The following is a 19,002-nucleotide window of genomic DNA, read 5'->3' as shown; positions in this document are numbered from 1 at the left end:
TCCATGGTTTCGACCTTCGATTCGCTGCGCAAAGGCGCCTATCAGCTGGCGCTGCGCGGGATGTTTCGCTTAAGCCCCGAGCGCATCCACGGCATTATCAATTCTGGGCTGCACAGCCTGCACGCGGCAGGTCCCGCCAATCGCGCGCTCGGCCGCGTCCTGCCGGTCAACGATCCGGTCTTGACACAGGAAGTATGCGGGATCACCTTCCCGCGCCCGCTTGGCCTGGCGGCTGGGTTTGATAAAAACGCCGCTGCCGCCGATGCCTGGTCGCCGCTTGGTTTCGGCTATGCCGAGCTGGGCACCGTCACGGCGCAGGCGCAGCCGGGCAACCCGACTCCCCGCCTCTTCCGCCTCAAACAAGATGCCGCCATCTTAAACCGGATGGGTTTTAATAATGAGGGTGCGGCGGCCGTGGCAGAGAATCTGCGCAAGCGCCGGTACAACGACGTCATCGGGATTAATATCGGCAAAACCAAGGTCACCCCAGCCGAACGCGCCGTGGATGATTACCGCCGCTCCGCTTCCGTGTTAGGCGGTCTGGCGGACTACCTGGTGGTCAATGTCTCTTCCCCCAATACTCCCGGCTTGCGGGACCTGCAGGCGGTCGAATCGCTGCGCCCCATCCTGCGCGCCGTGCAAGAATCCACCGATGTCCCCGTCATGGTCAAAATCGCGCCGGACCTTTCGGATGCCGATGTCGATGCCGTCGCCGATCTCGCCGTGGAGCTAGGCCTCGCCGGCATCGTCGCTACCAATACCACCATCTCCCGCGAGGGCCTTAATACTCCCCGCGCGGACGTAGAGGCCCTTGGCGCCGGTGGTATTTCCGGCCCACCCGTGGCCGAGCGCTCCTTAGAGGTCCTCCGCCGCCTGCACGCGCGCGTTGGCTCGCAGCTTGTCCTTATTTCCGTTGGTGGAATTTCCACCCCGGAACAGGCGTGGGAGCGGATTGCCGCCGGTGCCAGCCTCCTCCAGGGCTATACCGGGCTCATTTACGGCGGGCCGGACTGGATTCGGGACATTCACAGGGGCATCGCCAAGCAGATTCGCGCCCATGGCCTAAGCAATATCTCTGAGGTAGTAGGCTCCAACCTGCCGTGGAAGGCAATAAACTAGCAGCTCATTAGATAGCACAATGCCACGTGTTTCTACACGTGGCATTGCTTATTTATAGGCCCGCTTAGGAGGTCGCCATAACGCTGCGCCGCAAAATTAAGGCACAGATGGCGGACATGCCGGCATAAAAGAGCAGCCAATACTGCTGTTGAATCAGGAGATCGTGCTGCGGCAGAAAGCGGCTAGCAATAATCAAGGCCACCGCCACCGCTAGGGCGATGATCTGCGCGCGGCTTCCGGCATGCTCTTTGCTCATCGTGCTGAAGGCACCCACCATCACCGCCGCGATAATGATCGCGAGGTTGCTGTAGGTCCAGACAAAGGGTGCGCCCCACCCATCACTAAAAACGGAAATGAGGGCGAACAGGACCAACACAAAAGCGACGACCAAAAAAGCGCCGCCCACCCGCAGCGCTGCGGGTGGGGTCACGGGATCTTTAGAAGCGGAACTCGCCATTATTTGGCCTCGTACCAACCCCAGAGGATTGCCCGGCCCAGTGCATGGAAGTGCAAGTTGAAGCCGAGGACGGTGGGGGAAGAATCCGGATCGATATCAAGTTTTTCGATGTCTACGGCGTGGACTGCGTAGAGGTAGCGGTGCGGAGCGTGGCCGGCCGGCGGGTTGGCACCAAAGTGGGTGCGGTTGCCGGAGTCATTGCGCAGGCTGATAACACCGTCGATGCCAAGGTCCTCTGCCGCGCCGGCGTTGGTGGGCAGCTCGGAGACATCAGTGGGGATATTAAAGGCGGCCCAGTGCCAGAAACCGGAGGCGGTCGGTGCATCCGGGTCAAAGCAGGTAACCGCTAAAGACTTGGTTCCCTCCGGCAGTCCGGACCATGCCAGCTGTGGGGACACGCTTTCCGGCGCGCGGTGCTTTTCTGGAATCTCATCGCCTTCTACCAAGTCGGTAGAAGACAGCCCAAAGCTGGGGAGATCGCGCAGCGGGGCGTACGGGTCAGGTCCGGGGAATCGAGTGTCATCTGCATAAGAAGTCATGTACCCCTTTGTACCGCAGATCACACGCGCTTGTCGATGCCCCTCCCACTCACCCCACCACTCTGCGGACGCCTTCCTACCGTGCTCCTACCTAGTCGCTACGGCCACCCAAGTTACAAGGATGTATTTACCCGCCTTGCGATCGTCCGGTTTATGAGCGTCTACCTGGCGATTTGTATTCCAAAGGACGGACACGATAAAGTTTCGAAGTGCCCAACCGAGAGGTTGCAAACACCCTGCCCGGGTGGCGGAATGGCAGACGCGCTAGCTTGAGGTGCTAGTGTCCTATTAACGGACGTGGGGGTTCAAGTCCCCCTCCGGGCACACTGTGAAGTCTCGAGACATCGTTCCTACGGTGCCTCGAGATTTTTCTATAAGTACTGCTCTTTTCTAAAAGCACGGCCGCGCCGACTACGATACGAACGCATGACCACTTTCCGGGATTGGATACGCAGCTTTGGTAGCTTCTGCGTTCAACTCGCCCACTCTGCGTGGGGCTCAGTCCGCGCGTGGTCACCGCAACGTTGGGTACTCATCATCGCGCTCACGCTTGCTGGAGTTGCGCTTTTTGTCTGGCTCGACATTCCCGATCTCTCCCAGATGCGGGCCGCCGCTACCCGCCTTGGCGCGTGGTTTCCGGTTACCTTCACGCTAGGTTATGTCATATTTACGCAATTTCCCCTGCCTCGGACCATCTGGACGGTTGCAGCAGGCATCCTTTTTGGCCCCTGGCAGGGTCTTGCCATTTCGCTATTCGCGCTCACCATCTCGGCCGTATTATCGCTGCTGATTGTGCGCAGCCTGCTCGGAGAATGGATCAGGCCGCACCTTGCCCACCCCGCGGTTTATACCATCAATGCCCACTTGGATCGGCGCGGTTGGCTGGCCATCGCTTCCCTGCGCATGGTCGCGGGGGTACCCTTCAGCCTCCTCAACTACGTCGCTGCGCTTACCCCCATCAGCGTTTCGCACTTTACGGTCGCTACGTTTGTCGGCTCGATTCCCACTACGGTCATCGGCGTCTTTTTCGGCGATGCGCTTACGGGCACGGCCAGCCCTGGGATCATCGCTGCCTTTATCGTCTTTGCCCTCGCCGGCATCGGCGGGCTTGTACTCGATTCGCGCCTGCCGACTCCCGTCCAGTCAAGGTTAAGCGGTAGACTGTAACGAACTGCTCGCGATAAAGGAGGATCCTCGTGCTCGCTGTCCATGCCCGCTACCGTGGGCGTTCCGTGCGCCGCGCTGAGCTCGTGCAGCGCTCGGCCGCCGCGCTATCCACCCTCGAGGGCGTCGGCGAGTTTCACGTCCTTGGCGTGGAGGATATTTGCGCCGTTGTCGATTCCGCCACCGCGGTGTGTGAGGTCGTCATGGCCTTGCTTGCCGATGGCGACTGGGCCATCGGCATCGGCATCAGCCCCGGCAACCAGGCAGACGAGGACAGCGCGCGCCACGTGGCCACCGCGGCGCTGAAAAACTCCGCCCGCATGGGGCAGGTCTACACCAAGCTCAATAAGCGCGGCCGTTCCGCGGAGGCAAGCGATATCGCTGCCGCCTTCGCGCTCATTGGATACGTGCTGAATAAGCGCACCATCGAGGGCCGCGAGGCAACCTCGCTGGTACGGGCGGGGCTCAATCAAAATGAGGCCGCGGAAGAATTGGGCATTTCCAAACAGGCGATGTCCCAAAGGCTACAGGCTGCGGGCTGGAGCGCCGAGATGGCCGGGTGGCAATTGGCGGTCAACCTCATTGAACGCGCCAATCTAGCCTAGGCCCAGAAAACTCGGCCCGCGGCGGCTTAGACAAGGTCTGATTTGTGCAGCTCCGGCGTGGTCACAAAATCCACCAGCCGCTCGACCGCCCCGATAAGGCTCGAGTCCAAATCCCGGAACGAATGCACCGCGTTATAAACGTGGCGCCACCCATCGGAGGGATCAGACCATCCCACGCGGCGGCAGATTCCGGTCTTCCAATCTTCACCGCGCGGTACCTCCGGCCATGCTTGCAGGCCTATCCGTTGCGGTTTTACTGCCGCCCAAATATCGACAAAGGGATGGCCGGTGACTAGAACGTGCTCCCCCACAGACTCGGTCATTCGCGTTTCTTTCGACCCCTTGACCAGGTGGTCCGCGAGCACGCCGACCCGGCGGCCAGGGCGAGGCTGAAACTCGGCCAGCCTTTCTTCGAGGTTGTCCAAGCCTTCTAGGTATTCCACGACCACGCCTTCGACGCGCAGATCGTGCCCCCACACCTTTTCCACGATGGCGGCATCGTGGACGCCTTCGACCCAAATGCGCGATGGCGCTGCCACCTTGGCCTCTACGTTTTCTACACGCCTAGAGCCCGAGTTTGATTTGCAGGGTGCTTGCTTGGGCACGTACCTCGTCAGCGTCACCGGCTGACCTTCTACTAAGAATCCGCCTTTAATGAGGTTAAATACTCGCTCGACACCGTGGCGGTCCTCTAGCCGTACGACCTCACCAAAGACGGTCTTATCTACGCCTAAAACGGCGCCCACGAAATCATCACCGCGCACTTCTACCACCATGCCCGGCTCTGCCGGCACTTCTGGATACTGGGTGGGCTTGCTGCGCCGGTGCCCAGCAAAAATATCTCCGCCATAAGGATCTAAACTCATGGCCCGATAGTCTATCTACTACACTTGCTCGCCATGGATATGCGCGCCGAAGTGTGGTCCCCTCTCCAAAACTCCGCCATCTGGCTCGCTGCGTGGTTGTGGGGACATGAGACAACAGATGAGCTGCTCGATGCCCTGACGGAACTGGGCGGGCGCCCCGAATGCTTCGATGAATCCCCCTTCATCGATTTGCTCGCCCTGCTGCGCGCCGAAACACAAGAGCTCACCTCTCAGCCAGGCGCGGGCGGGGAGCCCCTCCTCCGGCTTATTTTATCTGGCCCGGGTGAAGCGCCGACGCTTCCTGCGGGCTCAGAGTCTGCCCGTGCGGCCGCGCAAAGTTCAGCGGGCGCCATTGTGGTGCGCACCAATGATCCGGAAGCCTCGCTCGTTCTCATCCCCCATCCCCGCCGATCCCACACGGCATGGCAGGTGATCCGCGAGGATCAACCGCTGCCCTCACCGGCCTGGCTAAGCCCCGGCAAGGCGGACGCATTGTTGACTAAGGCAACGGATGAATCCGCCGATCTCATTACGGCCAGCGGCTACCAGTCCACCGCTCTTAATAATCCCCGGCTCACGGTGGGGACCCTGAGCGATTTTTATGACACGCCCGGCCTGCCACCGGCCACCCCGCCCCGGGCCGCGAAGCTCTTTGCGCGCGCGGATCGCGTTGCCGCGATCATCGAAACCGTTACGGATAGGATCAACGATCACAGCCTCGACCCGGAGCTTCTCCGGCTGTGGCGCCATATCCGGCAGGCGCGGATGACGGGAGTGGCTTATTCGGCAGCGGAATTCGCCCGCTAGAGCGGGGCTCGCCGGCCCCTTAGTGGGCGCGGATATCGCAGCAGCCCGCAGCGCAGGGCGCGCCGTTGGTGGTACACCCCTGGACGGTGACATTCCCGCTGGTCTCCCACGGTTGCCTCTGCTCGAGTTCTTCCACCAGATCCACGATCATGCCGGCAAAACGCTGGGAGGGGCCAGCGGTACGGGCGCGTTCGACCTGTACGCCCATTTCATCGGCGGCGGCTTGCAGCTCCGAATCCAAGTCCCAGATGACCTCCATGTGATCGGAGATAAAACCGATGGGGCACACCACGACGGCGTCTACCCCGTCGCGGTCATGGATTGCGGTGGTGTGGTCAACGATGTCAGGTTCTAGCCACGGCGTCTTTGGATTGCCGGAGCGCGATTGCCAGACCAAATCGTAATCCGAGATTCCGGCGCGCTCAGCCACCAAGCGGGAGGCTTCGGCTACTTGCCGGGAGTAGAGGTTCTTGTCTCCATCGGCGCCACCGACATTATCGTGTGCATTCGGCACGGAGTGCGCCGTAAACAGCATGCGCGCGCTGTCCATCTTCTCGGCGGGGATACGCTGCCAGGCCTCGGCGACGGCATCGACCATCTCCGCGATGAACTTGGGGTGATCATAAAATTGCCGAATCTTGGTGAACTCGATTTCTGGCAGCCCCTTATCTGCAAGGTGCTGGCGCATCGCCGCAATGTCCTCATCGTATTGCCGGCACGCGGAGTAACCGCCCCAAGCCGAGGTGGCAAAGACGGCCACGTTGCGGATCCCCTCTTCCGCCATTTTCTCTGCGGTAGCCGTACCAAAGGGGTGCCAGTTTCGGTTGCCGAAATAAACCGGTAGATTATGTCCGCGTTTTTTCAGCTCGCCTTCGACGTTATGGATAATTTCCCGATTCAACCCGTTGATCGGGCTTACCCCATCAAAGTGGTAATAGTGCTTGCCCACTACTTCTAAGCGCTCGCGCGGAATGCCTCTCCCCCGCGTAACGTTCTCTAAAAACGGAACGACCTCCTCGTTTCCTTCCGGGCCACCGAAAGAAAGAACGAGGAGGGCGTCGAATTTTTGGGCAGGATGCTGTGCGTCAGTCATGCCCTAAATAGTAGCAACCACAAGGCTAAGAATTAGAGAAGGCGCACGACATCCGGGGTCGCACCAGCCCAGCGCACAGGGGAGACCTGTACGTTCTGCCCAGACTGCGGGGCTTCAATCATTTGGTCATTGCCCAAGTAGATTGCCACGTGCTGGCTGCCGCCGGCACCGTAGAAGATGAGGTCACCGCGTTGCATGTTATCGCGCGAGACCTTATTGCCCATTTGGTACTGCGCACCAGAATAGTGTGGAAGGTCTAGGCCGGCCGCGGCGAACGCGTACTTAGTCAATCCAGAGCAATCAAAGCCGGTTCGGGCGTAGTCGCCAAAGCTATCGGCAATGCCGCCGTCCCGGAGGCCACCGGTGGGGCCATTATTGTCGCCACCGCCCCACACGTATGGGGTTCCGATCACAGATTCTGCGCGAGCGATGACCGCCTCAATCTGGCTGCTGTTGCCCGGGGCAGCGCTGGATGGGGTTCCCGATCCCTGACCGAAGGCGGAAGGATCAGTGATTGCCGATGGCGCCGTATCCGGGCTGCCAATCCCCAACAGGTCCGCAGAACCCGCCATCAGCGCCCGCACATCGTCCTGATCGACGGCTGCGGCGAGCTCGCCGGCAATATCCATAACGTCCGATGCCGAGGATCCGGTGCCGTAGTCCACCGTATTATAAGACGGGGTTGCCCCCTGGTTAAGCGCGGTGCCGAACTCTGCCTTCGGGGTAGTCAAGTGAGCCTGCCCCTCTACAGCGGCGCCATCGTTGGCCGCCTCAGGTAGTGGAGATTCATCCGGAACGATTTCGTCGGTAAAGCCTTCACCCTTGTCGCTATTCAAGTCTTGGGTCTTGACGGGATCATCGGCAAGCGCATCCGCATCTACCTTAAAATCAAGGTTATTATCTTGATTTTGCGCACTTGGAAGGTCACCCTGGTGGGTCACTTCCCGTGACTGCTGCTGGTGAGCAAAGGAGGCCTCGGCGAAGTTGCGCGTGGCATTCATTTGCGCTTCCCGCTGGGCCAAGTTGCGGCGGTGCTCGACCAATGCCGACTCAGCTGCGCGCTTCTCGGCATACGCCTGGTCAAGCTCTGTCGCATCGTCTGCAACCTCAGGATCGGCCGAAAGCTCGGCGATGCGATCCGTCGCGGCCGCTGCTTGTTCCTCTGCCTGGTCGAGCAGCTGCCGTAGCTGATCTACTTCCCGCTGCTGAGCATCAACATTGGATACAGCGCGGGCGATGGAGGCATCGGCATCGGCCTGGGCGGGATCGGGGTATTCTTCTGCTCCCGCGGGAGCGACGGCGGTCAGGGGTGCTAGCGCTGCGGTACCTGCGACTGCAGCAATGATTGCGCGAACGTGTCGAATGCGCGGTAAACGAATGGTGGCCACTGGAATTCTCCTTGTTGGACCACCTTCCTTTTTAAGACTGGGACACAATGAGCCGTAAATGGACATAGGAATGCCCGAGACCCTTAGCTTGCGCATTTCGCACAGCAGCAAGCCCAGAGTCTTTAGTGGAATATTCCACATCCAATTGCTACCTACCCGGAGGATTATGGGTAGGCGTCATCGCCCTGGCAGCACTCGGCTCCAGGAGGTAAACGGAACATGTGCCCGAAAATCTAGAGACTTCACTTAGGGAGTGCGCATGTCTAAAGCCCGATGCACTGATGCTTAACTGTGCTGCCTCACGGCTCAATGCCCATCACTCGCTACTATTTCCCCATACCAGCGATGTATATGGTGCACTTCTCCTACGTTTCCTACGCGGTTTATTGTGAGCGTGAGCGCCCTAGCCTTGCGGGAAGCATCTATGCTCCCATCGCAGTGCCAATCCGGGAGATCCGGGATTGGCGCATCTTCATCGAGCTTCGCTTATGGCGTGCGGTGAGTTTGGGTAGCTGACAGAGTCCAGGCCCCCTCGCACGCTGCGCTAGGCATAGTGAGAACTGCCCTATGATCCTTGGCTCAACTCGCCGCGGCGCAGTGAAAGTACAGCTCCAAATCTGAGCTCATCCCTGCGAGGGCAAGCGGCCACAAACCATGAACAGGCCACACGATGCTGGCCCTAGTGTGATTTCGGTTCCCTCTTTCTCTCATTCTGCGCGTACCCGACTGCGCTCCTCCGCGAACCTTGCGACCGGGTCCCACTTCACCGGGAGTCCAACGTTGAAGGGTTCAGGGAGAACCACATCCGCATACCCACACGATGGAGCTCTAGCGAACTCGTCTCACCACTTTTAAGGAAGGTGGGTTGATGTTTATTTTTTCGAACATTGTCATCGCTCAAGTGAAAAGTTTTTCTACCCTCCCGTTCGAGAGGTCCCTCTGGTTCATTGACTTCCAAGTACCGCCAATTCCTCGATTCCCGCGAGGCGTGCTTCCCCACATACCCGTGTGAATCTTCAATTGACCGTCAAGGCTAAGCCCATGAACTCAAGAAGATATTCATGTCCCTTGAGTCGACACTCGAACCATACGTCACGACACGCCCTTTTCGCACACATTCCACTTAATTACGTGGAGTCAAGTTAAACCACATGACACAACAGGCGTACCTAACCTGCAATGATTTTGTTACCATCCCGTTATTGTGATGTTCATCACTTCAAGTTCTAGATTTCACGACCCTCCAGCCATAGGTGTGGCCAAAATCAGGGCCGATTCACCGCCCGAGAACCACTCCCCCGGCCGAAGTCAACCACTAAGCCTTTACTTCGACCCCTCCCCCGCCCCCCTGGCCTCCTTTAGGCGTGTGGAGTTTTCTTCATTCGCGGGCGCCCGGTGCCACCCGGCGGAGGCCTATAGATGCCCCAACTACGACGCCGCCGCTTGACGATCATTTTCCATAAATCTCGGTGCGGCTTCTCCACGCCTTTCGGTGCGACGGGCCACGGGAACTCACTCACCCTTGAAGCTTCGGGCCCGCATCGGCGGAAGATTTTGGGCCGCACTAGAGGCTCAAAGAACGGAAAATGTCCACTATTTTTTCGAACAAACGTATTCGGAAGCTGGCTAGTTTTAAGGCCGCTTTTCTTCCTACTCCTGCCTCCCCTGAGGGGTGCTACTTACCCTCGCGTCTCGCGATGCTGGGAGGCGCGCCGGTAACTTAGGCCGCCAAAAACTAGGGCGAGAATTAAGACGGCGGCGACGATCGCGATCATCGGAAAGCTGCTGTGCTCAAGCCCCGCGTAGTACCGCTCTAGGAGATCGACCTGATTGAGCCCCGGCGTTAACTGAGCTTGGGTGGATTCAATATCCGCGCGGCTATAGTTCTCGCTGACCGAGGAAACATGGCGTGGGGTCTGCACGATGACGGTCTGCAGATCCGTAGCGTCATAAAGCTCTTGTGCAATATCGCGCACGTCCGCAGCCTTGGAGACAGAAACGTCGACGACGGCAAGCCCGTCACCCTCGCGCAGCTGCTTGGCGACGTCCGCATTCAGCTGAGCGTCCGATTCCAATGAGGGCGCGGAATAAGCAACGCCATCCTCCTTGAGCTGCTGGGCCAACTGTGGAACGTCCACTTCATCTGGAACCATTCAATCCCCTTCCCTCTTCTTCCCTATTACGGGGGCTTGTGCACCCGAGATCGGGGGTTATGCACTGCGCTTGTGCCTGGGCCTTTCTTCGTTAAAGATAAAGGTTACTGCCATCGCACACACGGTTAACGCGCCGAGTGCAAGGAAATGTTTTAAACAGAACGCTTGTCCCGTTACAATGAGAGCAACGGAAGGTTTTTACCTCTACAATAAATAGGTGAACCATCGCGTTCTTTGCCGTCTTTGGCACTGCGGGCCCCATGGCTTCGTTTCGATCACTATGTGGTCACACGCCTTTTGCTTATCCCGCAACCCCAGTAGGCGGCGAGTACAAAACAGAACAAACTGTTTATCAACAAGGAATGGAGCTCCCTGTGACTGAAAGCTTGAACTCCTTCGACGCCAAGAAGACCCTTGATGTCAACGGTAAGTCTTACGACTACTTCGACATCAACACGGTTCCTGGCATGGAGAAGTTGCCGTACTCCCTCAAGGTGCTGGCAGAAAACCTGCTGCGCAATGAGGATGGCAAGAATGTAAACGAGGACCACATCAAGGCCCTTGCCAATTGGGACCCAAAGTCCGAGCCGGATACTGAAATCCAGTTCACCCCGGCCCGCGTCCTCATGCAGGACTTCACCGGCGTTCCCTGTGTCGTCGACCTCGCAACCATGCGTGAGGCCGTGTCCGCTCTTGGCGGCACGCCAGACCAGGTGAACCCGCTGAACCCTGCCGAGATGGTTATTGACCACTCCGTTATCGTTGAGGCCTTTGGTTCCACCGACGCTCTTGAGAAGAACGTCGAAATCGAGTACCAGCGCAACGAAGAGCGCTACCAGTTCCTGCGTTGGGGTGCTGAGAACTTCTCCAACTTCCGCGTTGTTCCTCCGGGAACCGGTATTGTCCACCAGGTCAACATCGAGTACCTGTCCCGCGTTGTCTTTGACAACGAGGGCCTTGCATACCCGGATACCTGTATCGGTACCGATTCCCACACCACCATGGAAAACGGCCTGGGCATCCTGGGTTGGGGCGTTGGCGGCATCGAGGCAGAGGCTGCCATGCTCGGCCAGCCGGTATCTATGCTCATCCCGAAGGTCGTCGGCTTCAAGCTGACCGGCGAAATCCCGACCGGCGTTACCGCAACCGACGTCGTCTTGACCATTACGGAGATGCTGCGTGAGCACGGCGTTGTCCAGAAGTTCGTAGAGTTCTATGGCAACGGCGTTAAGTCCGTCCCGCTGGCTAACCGCGCCACCATCGGCAACATGTCGCCTGAATTCGGTTCCACCGCGGCCATCTTCCCCATCGACGAAGAGACCACCAAGTACCTCGAGCTCACCGGTCGCCCGCAAGAGCAGATCGACCGCGTGGAGCAGTACGCCAAGGCCCAGGGCATGTGGCTGGCAGAGGACACTCCGGAGCCGGAGTACTCCGAGTACATCGAGCTCGACCTGTCCACCGTTGAGCCGTCCATCGCCGGCCCGAAGCGCCCGCAGGACCGCATCCTTCTTTCGGAGGCCAAGGAGCAGTTCCGTAAGGATCTGTCCAACTACACCACCGACGAAGTATGCGTCGACGACTCCTCCGTTGAGGCTAAGCGCATGTCCGGTGAAGGCGGCGCGCCTGGCGACGATGATGTCACCGGTGGCTTGAACAAGTCTCGCGAGGGCCACGGCGAATCCGCCGCGGTTGGCGCTAAGGGACGTCACTCCAACCCGATCACCGTTGAACCTGACAACGGCGGTGAGTACACCCTTGACCACGGCATGGTGGCCATTGCCTCCATCACCTCGTGCACCAACACCTCCAACCCATCCGTCATGGTGGGTGCAGGTTTGATTGCACGTAAGGCCGCTGAAAAGGGCCTGCGCTCCAAGCCATGGGTCAAGACCATTTGTGCACCTGGTTCCCAGGTTGTCGATGGCTACTTCCAGCGTGCAGACCTCTGGAAGGACCTCGAGGCTATGGGCTTCTACCTGTCCGGCTTCGGCTGCACCACCTGCATTGGTAACTCCGGCCCGCTGCCAGAGGAAGTTTCTGCAGCTATCAACGAGAACGACTTGGCAGCTACCGCAGTTCTGTCCGGTAACCGCAACTTCGAGGGTCGTATCTCCCCGGACGTCAAGATGAACTACTTGGCATCCCCAATCATGGTTATCGCCTACGCTATCGCCGGCACCATGGACTTCGACTTCGACAACCAGCCGCTGGGTCAGGACGAAGACGGCAACGATGTCTTCCTGAAGGACATCTGGCCAACCCCGCAGGAGATCGAGGACACCATCCAGTCCGCCATCTCCCGCGAGATGTACGAGGCCGACTACGCCGACGTCTTCAAGGGCGACGACGCATGGCGCAACTTGGATGTTCCAGAGGGCGAGACCTTCGAGTGGGATGAGGACTCCACCTACATCCGCAAGGCTCCGTACTTCGAGGGCATGCCGACCGAACCGGACCCAGTTGAGGACATCAAGGGCGCTCGCGTTCTTGCGAAGCTGGGCGATTCCGTCACCACCGACCACATCTCCCCTGCTTCTGCCATCAAGCCGGGCACCCCGGCCGCGCAGTACTTGGATGAGAACGGCGTGTCCCGCTCTGACTACAACTCCTTGGGTTCCCGCCGCGGTAACCACGAGGTCATGATGCGCGGTACCTTCGCCAACATCCGCCTGGCTAACCAGCTGGTGGATGAGACCGGTGGTTACACCCGCGACTTCACCCAAGAGGGCGCACCTCAGGCATACATCTACGATGCATGCGAGAACTACAAGGAAGCCGGTATCCCACTGGTCGTTATCGCTGGTAAGGAATACGGCACCGGTTCTTCCCGTGACTGGGCTGCAAAGGGCACCAACCTTCTGGGCGTTAAGGCAGTTATTACCGAGTCTTTCGAGCGCATCCACCGCTCGAACCTCATCGGTATGGGCGTTATCCCGCTGCAGTTCCCTGAGGGCGAGTCCCACGAGTCCCTGGGTCTGGACGGCACGGAGACCTTCGACATCGAAGGCATCACCGGATTCAACGACGGCTCCATCCCGAAGACTGTTCACGTCACCGCTACCAAGCAGGACTCCGACGACGCCGTCGAGTTCGACGCTAACGTACGTATCGACACCCCGGGTGAGGCAGAGTACTTCCGCCACGGCGGCATCCTGCAGTACGTGCTGCGCCAGATGGTGAAGAACTAAGCCATTTGATGCGACGACAAAGTACTAAGTCCCTTGGGCTTAGTACTCGTCGCTGAGCTTGAAGACGCGGGGTCGCACCGCTCTCTCCCGTAGAGGGCTCTGCGGCCCCGCGTTTCTTCGTTGTCGTTCTATGTTCGTTTTAGAACATACTTAACTTGAAGCATTAAACATTCCTAAAAGGAGACGACCTCACCATGCCAATCGTGAGTGAATCTGAGTTAAATCGGCGCAGGCACGAAATTCTCGTCGGAGCTCGCCGGTGCTTTGCCGAACATGGCTATGAGGGCGCGACTGTCCGCCTCTTAGAACAAGCCACGGGGAAATCACGCGGCGCCATATTCCACCACTTTGGGGACAAGGAGTCCTTATTCCTCTCTTTAGCCCGCGAGGATGCCGCACGCCAGGCAGAAGTAGTGGCCAATAACGGCCTCGTCGAGGTTATGCGGGAGATGTTGCGTCACCCAGAACGCCACGATTGGCTTGCCACGCGTCTGGAGATCACTTCCCTCTTGCGCACGGACCCATCGTTTGCTGCTCGGTGGAAAGAACACCAGTCCATTCGTGACGAGGCTATCCGCGCCCGCCTCGCTTCCAACGCGGAACAAGGCCGTCTGCGAGACGATGTCGATATAGATACCCTGGTGTGCTATTTGGAAACCTTCATGGATGGGTTCATTAATAGGCTCGCCTTAGGGGATACGGATGGCCTAGAGCGTGTCCTCGATCTGGTGGAGCAATCCATTCGGAGTTCTAGGTCTCCACAGCGCTAACCGAGCCCATTACGTTGCTCTTGGGGCCTGACCCCGGAAAGTGGACACGTCGGGGGTTAGGCCCGCAATTCTTTGAACGAAAGCGCAAGGAAGGCAAGCGTCACAACGCCGCAGTCGTAGCACTCGCCCGCAGACGAATCAACGTCCTCTACGCCATGATGCGCAACCACGAGTATTACCGCGACCCCGCCCCAGCAAAGGAAGCCGCAGCAGCCTAACCCCTAACAACGAAACAAGCCGACTGGGAAAAATCCCAGTCGGCTACCAGTCGCGTGCAAAACAACACACCTAAAAATCCCGAGTTGAGGATCCACCCCCGTCAACCCCATCCGCGAGACTGACAAACTATATAGGAATACCCCTGCTTTCGTCACTCCGCTTTTCTCACTGGGAGGAGAAGGCGCCAGCTGAACACAGACTTGGTTAGTCGGTGCCCTCTGCCAAGCCGCCGGCAGTGGAAAGCTCCACTTCCTGGACGCTGACATACTGCGCTATCTCTGCAACGAACCCTGGATCGTGGCACGTAAGGACGATTGCCGTTCCTGAGTCCAGCGTCTTATGAATCAGTTGATGCATCAGCGCTCGATCCGTTAGGGACAGCAAGCTATCCGGCTCATCCATGAGCAAGATGGCGTGGCCCATCCCCACCACATGTGCCGTTTGGGCCAGCCTTAGCCGGGAAGCGGATAGATCCAATGGGTGCTCATCGGCATCAAGTTCCAGCAGCTGCCGTAACGCGATATCGGGAACAAAATCCCCCAAAGTGGAAAATATTACCTGGTCATAAGGAGATTGTAGGACCAATCCCAGAGGCTCTGCTGGGCGCTGTGCCCCATCAAGGCCGGCGGCGGCGCGCAGGAGCGACGTTTTTCCGGTTCCGTTTGCCCCGCGCAACCAGGTCACGCCCCCGCCGCGAATGGGGATGGTTACCGGTCCGACGCTAAAGGTAGTGCCGGAAGGCTTCGCCGATTGCCACCAGCGCTTCTTTTCTTGTCCGCGGCGCGCAGTAAGCGGCCCGAGGTACTCTTGCGCCCCATAAGCCGGGATCGACTGCAGGTGTATAGGGGCAGGTTGTGGGATCTCTCCTACGACCTCCCCGCCCAATTCGGGCCAGTGCATGGATGACACGGCAAGAACGCAGGTATTGCTCAGCGAATGCAATAGCTGCACCATCATCGCCGACGATGTGGGGTCAAGCCCCGCGCTCGGCTCGCACGTAATGAGCACCTCGGGTTCGCGGATCGCAACGCACGCAGCAGCGAGCCTCCGCGTCTGACCGCCAGAAAGCTGGGTGGGATTCTTCTCCGCGTAATCGCTTAGGCCCACCGCCGCGAGCATTTCCTCTCCGCGTACCTGCATGCGGGCTGGGTCCTCACCCTGGTTTTCTAATCCTAGGACCACTTCTTCGATGCAGGTATCGCGCAGGTAGCTCATCTGCGCGGAAGAGTCAGTACCAATGATGGCGGATGATGAGAATTTTTCGCCCAGCTCTTGCGCCACGTTTTCGGCGATGGCATCCGAAGGAACAAGTACTTGGACGATGCGTCCCTTACTCGGCTGAATATCGTCTATATCCATACAAAGACCATGACTCCTATGGTTCCAATGGGAATGATGTAGCGCAGCACGCGGGACACTGCTGAATCCGGCACCGGCCGCAAAAGGGTCCTGGTCCCCTCTTCATCAAAGCCCACGGCGGCAAGGGCGTGGCCGCGCTCGGTGCCTTGGATCAGGAGGCGCGAAATTACTGGGATGACCACCCGGGAAATGGTATTGCGCCACGTCACCTTGATTCCCGCCAGCTGGTTGGCATCGCGGACGGTCTGCCAGGCTTGCGCACCTTGCGGTAAGGACTGCAATGATGCACCAACGATGTAGGCGATTTTGTGCCCCGCGCGCGAGACTTGTAGCCATTTCGCAATATCGGAGATTCGCAGTACGGACATCGCCACGATGAAGCACACCATGAGTGCGAAAAAGCGCAGGGCTAGTGTGGCGGCGATGAGCAGGCCATCGCTTGTAATAAGCGGAATCAGTTGGTTATCGCCATAGGGGGCGTGGATCACCAACATCGATAAGGCCACCGGAACACATAGCGCTGCAGAGGCCAAGACGATCGCAAGGGATCTCGTGGCCCACACGCCGTAGGCAAGCATTGCGCCAGCTACCACTGCAGAGGCTAGTGGGGTATTGAGAGCGAGGATAAGTAGCCAACCGCACGCAGCAATGGTGAGGACCGTCGACGGGTGAAGGCGATACATTAGCGAGGCTGCAAGGATTCCCGGGTGCGCTTAGGCAAGGATTTCACGGCAGCCCACACGATGAGGAAGACAACGGCCTTATCCAATGGGTCAGAGATAAGTGATTGCATCGTCACGGACGCAATCAAGGAGTTGCCGAGTTCGCGGAAGAGGGACGTGAGCGCGCCGGTACCGACACCAGCCGTACCGCCGTAGACGAATGCGGCCACGGGTGCGGCGAGCATGCCGCAGATGATGCCGATGATGGCACCGCTGACGATGACCTTCCAGATCTTGGTAAACGCGCCCTTTTGGATGGCCCAGCCGGAAAGGAAGCCGGTAGCAGCGGACACCGCGGCGAATGGGAGCGCCATCGGGTTGAGCAATCCCCAGACCACTGAAGACAGCGTACCGGTAGCAAGCCCGGCAATGGGGCCTGCCAGTGCCGCCACCAGGATGGTTCCCACGGAGTCGATATACAGCGGAATGCCGCTCGATCCGATGATTTGGCCCACCACGATGTTGAGCACCAACGCGATGGGAATAATGGCGATGGTACGAGCTGGAAGGGATGGCACGGTGCCGGCAAGCAGCAGCGCTGCGCCAATGAGGTAGCCGGCCAAGGTGATCAACGCTTCGGCAGAGCCCGCTACGGACTCCCAATCGGTGGGGCGGAAAAGCACCAAGTAGATCCACGTGGCGACGACTAGCGCGGCGCCCGCGATGACCATCCCCCGGCGGGCAGGGGTAAGAGAAAGCTGAGGCATAGAGGTATTCCTAATCCATCAATGTGTAAAAGAGATCGGGGCACACTGCTTTTAGTTCCAGCCTATGTCACCTCAGCGTAGGAAAAATGTGGCGTATGCGCTGCGGATTAGGGTAAAAGATTTATTCGCCTAGAGCAACACGCGCGCTCAATGCGCGCAACGCCCTATCGAATTCACGGTGGGCGGCTGGAATATCCGCGCTGGTCACCAGCGAGGCATTAGCCGGCCGGCGCCAGTGATTGCGGAGGTCTGCGACGCTGGTCCCGCGCATCAGCGCAGAGTCCGCTTCCACGTCAATAGTCGTTTCTACCGCCTCGAACGGCACCTTCTTTAGCGCGATGATGCAGGTCAGCAGGTCATGGATCTGGGCTTGGTAGCCTTCTTCTTGCGCTTGATGGAATTCGAAGTAGAACCGCAGTAGCTCCGGCAGCTTTTCCGCCATTGGGTGTGTACCAAGAAGCCCTTGAATTTCTGCCAAGCGCTCTGGAGTGATGAGAAATTGCTCGGTGACCTCGAGCGAGCACAGCGTACTGTCCAATTCTGCTGAGGCTGAAAAATGACGTGCTGCCGCGTGGGGATCTACCCAGAAATTCCACTCCGCGGTCGGCGTCGTATTACCGCGGTAATTAACGGCACCGCCCATGATGGTAATCGAGCCGCACCGCGCGACGGCATCGCCGTGCTCCCGCTCGAAGTCCGCCAAATTAGTTACCGGCCCAGTAATGATGAGGTGCAGACCTGGGTTGCGGGCAATGGCGGTAGACCACAACTCCAGCCACTGCATATCGCCGAAATCGTGATCGGGCGCGGAAAGATAACCCAAGCCGGACGCACCGTGGGTTTCAGGTGTCGTGGTCAGCTCTACTTCGAGCGGGGCCGACCGCCCTGGGGCGACGGGGACCTCCGGTAATCCACAAAGATCCAAAATCCACCGTGCATTGGCGGCTGTCTGCTGGACCGCGACGTTACCAGCAGTGGTACTCACGCCCACCAACTCGATCTCGCCTGCGTGATGCAGCCCCGCCAGGTACATCAGGGCGAGGCAGTCATCAATGCCTGGATCGCAGTCGAGCAGGACGGCTGGGCGCGAGAGACTCATAGCTAGCCTGGCTAACTATTACTTAATCGAGCTGACTGGCTTGTCGCCGTCAACGAATACGACTGGAGACGTTGGAAGCTCCTCGCGGCCCAGTACCTCTACGATGACGTCTGCCACCAAGTCGCGGGAAGAGGTCTGGCCCTCCTGCAGCATCTTGTCCTCAACAAATTCCAGCCCCTGCGCAGGCTCCTCCGTCAGGCCAGCGGGTTTCAGGATGATGTGCGGGATAGAGCTATCGGCCAAGCGGTTGTCCACTTCCTTCTTGGACTCCACATAGGCGTACCACTTTTCATCGGCTGGGTCCGTCGTCGCAACCTGGGAGCCGACATAAGAAATCATGACGAACTGAGGAACGTCTTTGCCCAGCTTTTCCAGGGCCTCGATGGCGGCCAATGCGCCGTCGCGGTCGACGGCCCACGTCAGTTCCGCGCCGCCACGGCCGCCGTTTCCGGCACCCCATACAACTGCGTCATAATCTGCGAATAGCTCGGCCCATTGGTCAACGGACTGCTCGGTAATATCTGCAATAACCGGCGTAGCGTTGGCCTGCTCAATATCGGCCTTCTGGTCTGGGTTACGGATAAGCGAGTGAACCTCGTGGCCAGCTTCCGCTAATTTTGGAGCCGCCAGCAGGCCAACCTTGCCGTGTCCACCGATGTACAAAACCTTTTTCTTGGTATCAGCCATAGCGCCCCATGGTAACAGCGCGATTTTTATGCTGCAGCGGTTCTTTTCAGCAGTGCC

Annotated in this window: 17 protein-coding genes, 1 tRNA gene and 1 pseudogene; 8 read left to right on the top strand and 11 right to left on the bottom strand. The window is 58.9% G+C overall.

Going from position 1 to position 19,002, the window contains the following annotated elements; all coding sequences use genetic code 11:
- The first annotated feature begins 3 nt into the window (after positions 1 to 3).
- Positions 4 to 1,119, top strand: a complete 1,116-nt coding sequence (locus tag ACP8KU_RS05475) for a quinone-dependent dihydroorotate dehydrogenase (RefSeq protein ID WP_337886842.1) — start codon at positions 4 to 6, stop codon at positions 1,117 to 1,119.
- A gap of 64 nt (positions 1,120 to 1,183) precedes the next feature.
- On the opposite strand, the gene ACP8KU_RS05470 is transcribed toward ACP8KU_RS05475, so the two are convergent.
- Positions 1,184 to 1,576: a hypothetical protein gene (locus ACP8KU_RS05470; RefSeq protein WP_284643262.1), complete on the bottom strand. Its 393-nt coding sequence runs from the start codon at positions 1,574 to 1,576 to the stop codon at positions 1,184 to 1,186.
- Positions 1,576 to 2,115, bottom strand: coding sequence for a YbhB/YbcL family Raf kinase inhibitor-like protein (locus ACP8KU_RS05465; RefSeq protein WP_023028824.1), 540 nt, complete (start codon positions 2,113 to 2,115; stop codon positions 1,576 to 1,578). The genes ACP8KU_RS05470 and ACP8KU_RS05465 overlap by 1 nt, the downstream gene beginning before the upstream one ends.
- Before the next feature lie 238 nt (positions 2,116 to 2,353).
- Between ACP8KU_RS05465 and ACP8KU_RS05460 the strand changes: the two genes are divergently transcribed.
- The 3 genes from ACP8KU_RS05460 to ACP8KU_RS05450 all read left to right on the top strand — a co-directional run bounded on the left by ACP8KU_RS05460 (position 2,354) and on the right by ACP8KU_RS05450 (position 3,884).
- A tRNA-Leu gene (locus tag ACP8KU_RS05460) sits at positions 2,354 to 2,439 on the top strand.
- Between the two features lie 102 nt (positions 2,440 to 2,541).
- Positions 2,542 to 3,282 (top strand): TVP38/TMEM64 family protein, encoded by a 741-nt coding sequence (locus tag ACP8KU_RS05455; protein ID WP_278724014.1) that lies wholly within the window; start codon positions 2,542 to 2,544, stop codon positions 3,280 to 3,282.
- A 29-nt stretch (positions 3,283 to 3,311) separates the two neighbouring features.
- A complete protein-coding gene (locus ACP8KU_RS05450) occupies positions 3,312 to 3,884 on the top strand; it encodes a hypothetical protein (protein WP_005282991.1) in 573 nt (190 codons plus the stop codon).
- 26 nt (positions 3,885 to 3,910) lie between these two features.
- Here the strand turns inward: ACP8KU_RS05450 and ACP8KU_RS05445 are convergent, their stop codons facing one another.
- Positions 3,911 to 4,750: a DUF3097 domain-containing protein gene (locus tag ACP8KU_RS05445; protein ID WP_484484116.1), complete on the bottom strand. Its 840-nt coding sequence runs from the start codon at positions 4,748 to 4,750 to the stop codon at positions 3,911 to 3,913.
- A gap of 33 nt (positions 4,751 to 4,783) precedes the next feature.
- Here ACP8KU_RS05445 and ACP8KU_RS05440 point away from each other — a divergent pair, with 33 nt between their 5' ends.
- Positions 4,784 to 5,557, top strand: coding sequence for a hypothetical protein (locus ACP8KU_RS05440; RefSeq protein WP_484484115.1), 774 nt, complete (start codon positions 4,784 to 4,786; stop codon positions 5,555 to 5,557).
- A gap of 19 nt (positions 5,558 to 5,576) precedes the next feature.
- On the opposite strand, the gene ACP8KU_RS05435 is transcribed toward ACP8KU_RS05440, so the two are convergent.
- From ACP8KU_RS05435 to ACP8KU_RS05425, 3 genes are all read right to left on the bottom strand, one after another.
- On the bottom strand, positions 5,577 to 6,650 hold the full coding sequence (locus ACP8KU_RS05435) for a ferrochelatase (protein WP_484484114.1): 1,074 nt from the start codon (positions 6,648 to 6,650) through the stop codon (positions 5,577 to 5,579).
- A gap of 32 nt (positions 6,651 to 6,682) precedes the next feature.
- Positions 6,683 to 8,038: an NlpC/P60 family protein gene (locus ACP8KU_RS05430; protein WP_484484113.1), complete on the bottom strand. Its 1,356-nt coding sequence runs from the start codon at positions 8,036 to 8,038 to the stop codon at positions 6,683 to 6,685.
- A 1,679-nt stretch (positions 8,039 to 9,717) separates the two neighbouring features.
- On the bottom strand, positions 9,718 to 10,191 hold the full coding sequence (locus ACP8KU_RS05425) for an Rv1476 family membrane protein (protein ID WP_284901926.1): 474 nt from the start codon (positions 10,189 to 10,191) through the stop codon (positions 9,718 to 9,720).
- 374 nt (positions 10,192 to 10,565) lie between these two features.
- Between ACP8KU_RS05425 and can the strand changes: the two genes are divergently transcribed.
- From can to ACP8KU_RS05410, 3 genes and pseudogenes are all read left to right on the top strand, one after another.
- A complete protein-coding gene (gene can, locus ACP8KU_RS05420; RefSeq protein ID WP_023017477.1) occupies positions 10,566 to 13,382 on the top strand; it encodes an aconitate hydratase in 2,817 nt (938 codons plus the stop codon).
- Between the two features lie 194 nt (positions 13,383 to 13,576).
- Complete coding sequence (locus ACP8KU_RS05415; protein WP_005279159.1) at positions 13,577 to 14,152, top strand: TetR/AcrR family transcriptional regulator; 576 nt, start codon at positions 13,577 to 13,579, stop codon at positions 14,150 to 14,152.
- 80 nt (positions 14,153 to 14,232) lie between these two features.
- Positions 14,233 to 14,370: pseudogene (locus tag ACP8KU_RS05410) on the top strand (IS110 family transposase); the annotation flags it as partial.
- Positions 14,371 to 14,575: 205 nt separating this feature from the next.
- On the opposite strand, the gene ACP8KU_RS05405 reads toward ACP8KU_RS05410, so the two are convergent.
- The 5 genes from ACP8KU_RS05405 to ACP8KU_RS05385 all read right to left on the bottom strand — a co-directional run bounded on the left by ACP8KU_RS05405 (position 14,576) and on the right by ACP8KU_RS05385 (position 18,945).
- A complete protein-coding gene (locus ACP8KU_RS05405) occupies positions 14,576 to 15,730 on the bottom strand; it encodes an ATP-binding cassette domain-containing protein (RefSeq protein ID WP_237800835.1) in 1,155 nt (384 codons plus the stop codon).
- A complete protein-coding gene (locus ACP8KU_RS05400; RefSeq protein WP_284901927.1) occupies positions 15,721 to 16,413 on the bottom strand; it encodes an energy-coupling factor transporter transmembrane component T family protein in 693 nt (230 codons plus the stop codon). The genes ACP8KU_RS05405 and ACP8KU_RS05400 overlap by 10 nt, the downstream gene beginning before the upstream one ends.
- Positions 16,413 to 17,159, bottom strand: a complete 747-nt coding sequence (locus ACP8KU_RS05395) for an ECF transporter S component (protein WP_005283022.1) — start codon at positions 17,157 to 17,159, stop codon at positions 16,413 to 16,415. Before ACP8KU_RS05395 ends, ACP8KU_RS05400 begins: the two co-directional genes overlap by 1 nt.
- 121 nt (positions 17,160 to 17,280) lie before the next feature.
- Positions 17,281 to 18,258, bottom strand: a complete 978-nt coding sequence (locus ACP8KU_RS05390) for a nucleoside hydrolase (RefSeq protein WP_023017473.1) — start codon at positions 18,256 to 18,258, stop codon at positions 17,281 to 17,283.
- Between the two features lie 18 nt (positions 18,259 to 18,276).
- Positions 18,277 to 18,945 carry an SDR family oxidoreductase gene (locus ACP8KU_RS05385; protein ID WP_023017472.1) on the bottom strand — a complete coding sequence of 223 codons (669 nt, stop codon included), beginning with the start codon at positions 18,943 to 18,945 and terminating at the stop codon, positions 18,277 to 18,279.
- Positions 18,946 to 19,002 lie beyond the last annotated feature (57 nt).

The sequence above is a fragment of the Corynebacterium sp. LaCa_282 genome, from assembly GCF_057198125.1.
This window is presented reverse-complemented; position numbering and strand designations above follow the sequence as displayed.

Coding starts and splice junctions, on each gene's coding strand:
- ACP8KU_RS05475 (WP_337886842.1), top strand. CDS start 4: ATGGTTTCGACCTTCGATTCGCTGCGCAAAGGCGCCTATCAGCTGGCG.
- ACP8KU_RS05470 (WP_284643262.1), bottom strand. CDS start 1,576: ATGGCGAGTTCCGCTTCTAAAGATCCCGTGACCCCACCCGCAGCGCTG.
- ACP8KU_RS05465 (WP_023028824.1), bottom strand. CDS start 2,115: ATGACTTCTTATGCAGATGACACTCGATTCCCCGGACCTGACCCGTAC.
- ACP8KU_RS05455 (WP_278724014.1), top strand. CDS start 2,542: ATGACCACTTTCCGGGATTGGATACGCAGCTTTGGTAGCTTCTGCGTT.
- ACP8KU_RS05445 (WP_484484116.1), bottom strand. CDS start 4,750: ATGAGTTTAGATCCTTATGGCGGAGATATTTTTGCTGGGCACCGGCGC.
- ACP8KU_RS05440 (WP_484484115.1), top strand. CDS start 4,784: ATGGATATGCGCGCCGAAGTGTGGTCCCCTCTCCAAAACTCCGCCATC.
- ACP8KU_RS05435 (WP_484484114.1), bottom strand. CDS start 6,650: ATGACTGACGCACAGCATCCTGCCCAAAAATTCGACGCCCTCCTCGTT.
- ACP8KU_RS05425 (WP_284901926.1), bottom strand. CDS start 10,191: ATGGTTCCAGATGAAGTGGACGTTCCACAGTTGGCCCAGCAGCTCAAG.
- ACP8KU_RS05415 (WP_005279159.1), top strand. CDS start 13,577: ATGCCAATCGTGAGTGAATCTGAGTTAAATCGGCGCAGGCACGAAATT.
- ACP8KU_RS05405 (WP_237800835.1), bottom strand. CDS start 15,730: ATGGATATAGACGATATTCAGCCGAGTAAGGGACGCATCGTCCAAGTA.
- ACP8KU_RS05400 (WP_284901927.1), bottom strand. CDS start 16,413: ATGTATCGCCTTCACCCGTCGACGGTCCTCACCATTGCTGCGTGCGGT.
- ACP8KU_RS05395 (WP_005283022.1), bottom strand. CDS start 17,159: ATGCCTCAGCTTTCTCTTACCCCTGCCCGCCGGGGGATGGTCATCGCG.
- ACP8KU_RS05390 (WP_023017473.1), bottom strand. CDS start 18,258: ATGAGTCTCTCGCGCCCAGCCGTCCTGCTCGACTGCGATCCAGGCATT.
- ACP8KU_RS05385 (WP_023017472.1), bottom strand. CDS start 18,945: ATGGCTGATACCAAGAAAAAGGTTTTGTACATCGGTGGACACGGCAAG.